The following is a 6,212-nucleotide window of genomic DNA, read 5'->3' on the forward strand; positions in this document are numbered from 1 at the left end:
GGTTTTCGTCACGTCCTTCACGGCGCTCGCGACCTTCGCGGTTATCACGATTGTCACGGCTTTCGCTGCCTTCACGGCCTTCGTTGCTCTCTGAACGGTTATCGCGGCGCTCATTGCGGTCACGACGGTTGTTCTGACGCTTACGACGATCCGGGGAACGCTCCTGTTTCTCTTCTTTCTTCTCAACCGGTGCCGGGGCAGGCTGCGGCTCTTCACCCGCGAACATCTTCTTCAGCGCACTGAGGAAGCGGCTCAGCAGACCAGGCTGTTCAGCCGGTTGGCTCACTTCTGCCGCCGGTTTGGCTGCAGGTTTAGCCGCCACGGTCTCCTGCGCTGGCGCAGGCGGTGCTTCTGGCATCACAAACGCTGCCAGTGCAGGCTGTTCAGGCAGTTTACGCTCTGAGTACTCTTCCTCGGACGGCAGCGCCATCGCCTCTTCATGCAGCTTAGGCAGCATGTAGCTCAGGGTGGAGGTCTCTTCGCCTTTGCGCACGCGCAGCACGGAGTAGTGCGGGGTCTGCATCTGATCGTTAGGCACGATCACGCAGCGTACACCGCCCAGACGGGCTTCGATCGCACTTACCGCGGCACGTTTTTCGTTCAGCAGGTAGGAGGCAATCGGCACAGGCACAATGGCGTGAACTTCTTTGGTGTTCTCTTTCAGCGCCTCTTCTTCGATAAGACGCAGGATAGAGAGAGACAGCGATTCGTTGTCACGCACGGTGCCGGTACCGCTACAGCGTGGGCAGACATGGTGGCTGGATTCACCCAATGACGGGCTCAGACGCTGGCGGGACATCTCCAGCAGGCCAAAACGGGAAATATGGCTGATCTGGATACGTGCACGATCCTGACGCACCGCTTCACGCAGGCGGTTTTCCACCGCGCGCTGGTGACGTACCGGCGTCATGTCGATGAAGTCGATAACGATCAGGCCGCCCAGGTCACGCAGACGCAGCTGGCGGGCAATCTCATCGGCCGCTTCCAGGTTGGTGTTGAAGGCCGTCTCTTCGATATCGCCACCGCGGGTTGCACGGGCGGAGTTGATGTCGATGGCGGTCAGCGCTTCGGTGCTGTCGATAACGATAGAACCACCGGATGGCAGACGGACTTCACGCTGGAAGGCGGATTCAATCTGCGATTCAATCTGGTAGTGGCTGAACAGCGGGATCTCACCGGTGTACAGCTTGATTTTGCTGGTGAAATCAGGACGACCCAGCGCAGCGATATGCTGGCGGGCCAGCTCAAGCACTTTCGGGTTATCAATCAAAATTTCGCCAATGTCCTGACGCAGATAGTCGCGGAAGGCACGCACGATAACGTTGCTTTCCTGGTGGATCAGGAACGGAGCAGGGCGGCTTTCAGCGGCTTTCTGAATCGCTTCCCAGTGCTTCAGACGGAAACCCAGGTCCCACTGCAGCGCTTCGGCAGATTTGCCCACGCCTGCGGTACGGACAATCAGACCCATGCCGTCTGGCAGCTCCAGGCTTGCCAGCGCCTCTTTCAGTTCGGTACGGTCGTCCCCTTCGATACGGCGAGAGATACCTCCCGCACGCGGGTTGTTTGGCATCAGCACGAGGTAGCTGCCTGCCAGGCTGATAAAGGTAGTCAGTGCAGCGCCTTTGTTGCCGCGCTCTTCTTTATCAATCTGGACAATAACTTCCTGACCTTCGCGCAGAACGTCTTTGATGTTAGGACGGCCATGGGCATTATAGTTGGAAGGGAAGTACTCGCGAGCGATCTCTTTCAGCGGGAGGAAACCATGACGCTCGGCACCGTAATCGACAAATGCGGCTTCAAGGCTGGGTTCAATGCGGGTGATTTTGCCTTTGTAAATGTTCGCTTTTTTCTGTTCGTGTCCAGGACTTTCGATATCCAGATCGTACAGACGCTGCCCATCCACAAGGGCGACACGCAACTCTTCTTGCTGAGTTGCGTTGATTAACATTCTTTTCATCGTAACTTACTCATTATTCTTACATTGACGACTAAGCTGCGGGCAAGGTGACGCTTTCCGGGGTATGAACCGATGGCCTCGTGTCTATTCACGTCGCCAACCTCACGGTTGTCGCTCGCTTAAGAGGCGCAAAGTGTCGGTTGCCTGTATTTCATACGGAAATACAGCGCGATTATCAGGGGAATAGCCTGGGTAAAACTCTCCAGAGAAGATTCCATTTACCGGTAAGTACTGCAACCCGCAGCCCGCTAACTGTCTGAAAGATCAATACGTCTTACGCCATTGCTGCGTGGATGATCGGTCAGACAAAATTGGTCATTCCGTCGAGATCCTTACAAAACCCGGATTTAACGCGGAAAACAGCAGCATTATTCCATTGCTAACCGGGTTATAGCAAGATGACTTTTGCCAATTATCACCCGGTTACTCACAGTTTTTTCACTTCTCTCATACGATTGGTTTAATAACCATCAAATCGATTGCGTGAATGAAACAGTAACCGGGTAAAACTAAATATAAGCATAGAAAAATGAGTGGCGCTAATGGCTGCCGATAATTAGAATCGCCCCCCATGAAAACAGAGACTCCAGCCGTAAAAATGGTTGCCATTACCGATGATGAAGCGGGGCAACGTATCGACAACTTTTTGCGCACCCAACTGAAGGGTGTGCCAAAGAGTATGATTTATCGCATCTTGCGTAAGGGTGAGGTGCGTGTGAATAAGAAGCGCATCAAACCCGAGTACAAACTGGAAGCGGGTGATGAAGTGCGCATCCCGCCCGTGCGCGTAGCTGAGCGGGAAGAGGAGGCGGTGTCGCCGCATCTGAATAAAGTCGCCGCGCTGACGGAGGTGATCTTATATGAAGACGATCATATCCTGGTGCTCAACAAACCCTCCGGCACAGCCGTTCACGGCGGCAGCGGACTGAGCTTTGGCGTGATTGAAGGCCTGCGTGCGCTGCGTCCCGAAGCCCGCTTCCTTGAACTGGTTCATCGCCTTGACCGCGACACCTCCGGCGTACTGCTGGTGGCGAAAAAGCGTTCGGCGCTGCGTTCGCTGCATGAACAGCTGCGTGAGAAGGGGATGCAGAAGGATTACCTCGCGCTGGTGCGCGGCCAGTGGCAATCCCATGTCAAAGTGGTCCAGGCGCCGCTCTTAAAAAACATTCTGCAAAGCGGTGAGCGTATCGTTCGCGTGAGTCAGGAGGGCAAACCGTCTGAAACCCGCTTCAAAGTCGAAGAGCGTTATGAATTCGCTACCCTGGTGCGCTGCAGCCCGGTGACCGGTCGTACTCACCAGATCCGTGTTCACACCCTGCATGCAGGTCACCCCATCGCTTTCGACGATCGCTATGGTGACCGTGAGTTTGATAAGCAGCTGGCGGGTACGGGCTTGTCTCGTCTGTTTCTGCATGCCGCCGCGCTGAAGTTTACCCATCCGGGTACCGGCGAGGTGATGCGTATCGAAGCGCCTATGGATGAGCAGCTGAAGCGCTGTCTTAAAGTTCTGCGCGGTTAATTGCCGGGTGGCGCTACGCTTACCCGGCCTGGGAAACCGTAGGCCCGTGCAAGCGTAGCGCCGCCGGGCGAAGCAGTAGGCTACGCCATTAACGGGTTGTAATGCTCCCGACGCAGCATCTGGCACAGCGCAATCAGCGGTAATCCCACCAGCGTGTTCGGGTCGCGCCCGTCCAGCCTCTCAAACAATGCAATCCCCAGCCCTTCGCTCTTAAAGCTGCCCGCGCAGTTTAACGGACGCTCTTTACGGACGTAGTCATCAATCTCTTGTTCGCTGAGATGGCGGAAGTGCACGTCGAAGGGCTCACATTCCGTCTGCAAATGGCCTGTTGAGCTGTTATAGAGAGCCAGGCCGGTATAGAACGTGACGATATTGCCGCGGGCTTTCAACAGCTGCTGACGCGCATTCTCTTCGGTATGCGGTTTACCCGTGATAGCGCCATCCAGGACGCAAACCTGATCGGAACCTATAATAAGATGGTCAGGAAATTGCGCTGCCAGGCTTTTTGCTTTTTCCTGCGCCAGACGTACCACCAGATGCCGTGGCGATTCACCGGGTTGTGGGCTTTCATCCACGTTCGGCGCGGCGCATTCAAAGGGTACGCCAAGCTTTTCCAGCAACACGCGGCGGTAGGGTGAAGTCGAGGCGAGAATAAGATTTGGCATATTTTTTTCACCAGATATAGCGTATCGATGCCAGCCATTTTAAACTACAGGCCGCAATGTGTGCGAATAATTGGCAAAAGGCAGCCTGAGGTTGCCTTTTTCTTTGACTCTATGACGTTACAAAGTTAATATGCGCGCCCTATGCAAAAGGTAAAATTACCCCTGACTCTTGATCCGGTTCGTACGGCTCAAAAACGCCTCGATTACGAAGGTATTTATACCCGTGACCAGGCTGAACGTATTGCCGAATCCGTAGTCAGTGTGGACAGTGATGTGGAATGCTCCATGTCGTTCGCTATCGATAACCAGCGCCTCGCCGTATTAACCGGTGATGCAAAGGTTTCGGTTACGCTCGAGTGTCAGCGTTGCGGGAAACCGTTCCCACTTCATGTTCACACAACATATTGTTTCAGTCCGGTTCGTTCAGACGAACAGGCTGAAGCACTCCCGGAAGCGTATGAGCCGATTGAGGTTAACGAATTCGGTGAAATCGATCTGCTGGCGTTAGTTGAAGATGAAATCATCCTCGCTCTGCCAGTGGTTCCGGTGCATGATTCTGAACACTGTGAAGTGTCCGAGGCGGACATGGTCTTTGGGGAACTGCCTGATGAAGCGCAAAAACCAAACCCATTTGCCGTATTAGCCAGCTTAAAGCGTAAGTAATTAAGGAGTAAGGTCCATGGCCGTACAACAGAATAAACCAACCCGTTCCAAACGTGGCATGCGTCGTTCCCATGACGCGCTGACCGCAGTTACCAGCCTGTCTGTAGACAAGACTTCTGGTGAAAAACACCTGCGTCACCACATCACTGCTGACGGTTTCTACCGCGGCCGCAAGGTTATCACTAAGTAATCACGCGTTTGCGTGATTAGGCTTAGTGAGGGTTTCCCCGTGCAAACGGGGATATACCGAACCAGGCTGCGACGATACCTTGACACGTCTAACCCTGGCGTTAGATGTCATGGGGGGCGATTTTGGCCCTTCCGTGACAGTGCCTGCAGCATTGCAGGCACTGAACTCTAATTCGCAACTCGCTCTCCTTTTAGTCGGTAATCCCGACGCTATCACGCCATTACTCGCAAAAGCTGACTTCGAACAACGTTCACGTCTGCAGATTATTCCTGCCCAGTCAGTTATTGCCAGTGATGTCAGGGCCTCACAGGCGATCCGCAGCAGCCGCGGAAGTTCAATGCGCATCGCGCTTGAACTGGTTAAAGAGGGCCGCGCACAAGCCTGCGTCAGCGCCGGCAATACCGGCGCGTTGATGGGGTTAGCAAAATTACTGCTCAAACCGATTGAAGGTATTGAGCGTCCCGCGCTGGTGACGGTACTGCCGCATCAGCAGAAGGGCAAAACGGTAGTGCTGGATTTAGGCGCGAACGTCGATTGCGACAGCGTTATGCTGGCGCAGTTTGCCGTCATGGGCTCGGTGCTGGCAGAGGAAGTGGTGGGGATTTCTCATCCCCGCGTTGCCTTATTAAATATTGGCGAAGAAGAGACCAAGGGTCTCGACAGCATCCGTGATGCAGCGGAGTGGCTAAAAAAAGAGCACTCCATCAACTATATTGGATATCTCGAAGCCAACGAATTATTGACCGGGAAGACGGATGTACTGGTGTGTGACGGCTTTACAGGAAACGTTACATTAAAAACCATGGAAGGGGTGGTGAGGATGTTTCTTTCTCTGCTTAAATCGCAGGGAGAGGGTAAAAAAAGGTCATGGTGGCTGATTTTATTAAAGCGTTGGTTACAAAAGAGCCTGGCGCGGCGATTCAGTCACCTCAACCCCGACCAGTATAATGGCGCCTGTCTGTTAGGATTGCGCGGCATTGTGATTAAGAGTCACGGTGCGGCCAATCAGCGAGCGTTTACCGTCGCCATTGAACAGGCAGTGCAGGCGGTGCAGCGACAAGTCCCACAGCGGATTGCCGCTCGCCTGGGATCTGTATTAGCAAAAAGTGACTGAGCGTACATGTATACGAAGATTTTAGGTACCGGCAGCTATCTGCCAAAGCAAGTGCGAACTAACGCCGATCTGGAAAAAATGGTAGATACGTCTGACGAGTGGAT

At 54.0% G+C, this 6,212-nt stretch carries 6 protein-coding genes and 1 pseudogene; 5 read left to right on the plus strand and 2 right to left on the minus strand.

Annotated elements, in window-relative coordinates:
• On the minus strand, window positions 1-1,957 hold a 1,957-nt coding region (gene rne, locus WFM46_RS22360; protein ID WP_336998583.1), incomplete at its 3' end, for a ribonuclease E.
• A gap of 571 nt (window positions 1,958-2,528) precedes the next feature.
• Between rne and rluC the strand changes: the two genes are divergently transcribed.
• Window positions 2,529-3,476: a 23S rRNA pseudouridine(955/2504/2580) synthase RluC gene (rluC, locus tag WFM46_RS22365; RefSeq protein ID WP_336998584.1), complete on the plus strand. Its 948-nt coding sequence runs from the start codon at window positions 2,529-2,531 to the stop codon at window positions 3,474-3,476.
• A gap of 80 nt (window positions 3,477-3,556) precedes the next feature.
• On the opposite strand, the gene WFM46_RS22370 is transcribed toward rluC, so the two are convergent.
• Window positions 3,557-4,141, minus strand: a complete 585-nt coding sequence (locus WFM46_RS22370; protein WP_336998585.1) for a Maf family protein — start codon at window positions 4,139-4,141, stop codon at window positions 3,557-3,559.
• A gap of 141 nt (window positions 4,142-4,282) precedes the next feature.
• On the opposite strand from WFM46_RS22370, the gene yceD reads away from it, so the two are divergent.
• From yceD to WFM46_RS22390, 4 genes and pseudogenes are all read left to right on the plus strand, one after another.
• Window positions 4,283-4,804, plus strand: coding sequence for a 23S rRNA accumulation protein YceD (gene yceD, locus WFM46_RS22375; RefSeq protein WP_103179089.1), 522 nt, complete (start codon window positions 4,283-4,285; stop codon window positions 4,802-4,804).
• 16 nt (window positions 4,805-4,820) lie between these two features.
• A complete protein-coding gene (gene rpmF, locus WFM46_RS22380) occupies window positions 4,821-4,994 on the plus strand; it encodes a 50S ribosomal protein L32 (RefSeq protein WP_003857964.1) in 174 nt (57 codons plus the stop codon).
• Window positions 4,995-5,073: 79 nt separating this feature from the next.
• On the plus strand, window positions 5,074-6,108 hold the full coding sequence (plsX, locus tag WFM46_RS22385) for a phosphate acyltransferase PlsX (RefSeq protein ID WP_201304714.1): 1,035 nt from the start codon (window positions 5,074-5,076) through the stop codon (window positions 6,106-6,108).
• Window positions 6,109-6,114: 6 nt separating this feature from the next.
• Window positions 6,115-6,212, plus strand: a pseudogene (locus tag WFM46_RS22390) (3-oxoacyl-ACP synthase); the annotation flags it as partial.

The sequence above is a fragment of the Leclercia sp. M50 genome (assembly GCF_037150775.1).
GTDB lineage: Bacteria > Pseudomonadota > Gammaproteobacteria > Enterobacterales > Enterobacteriaceae > Enterobacter.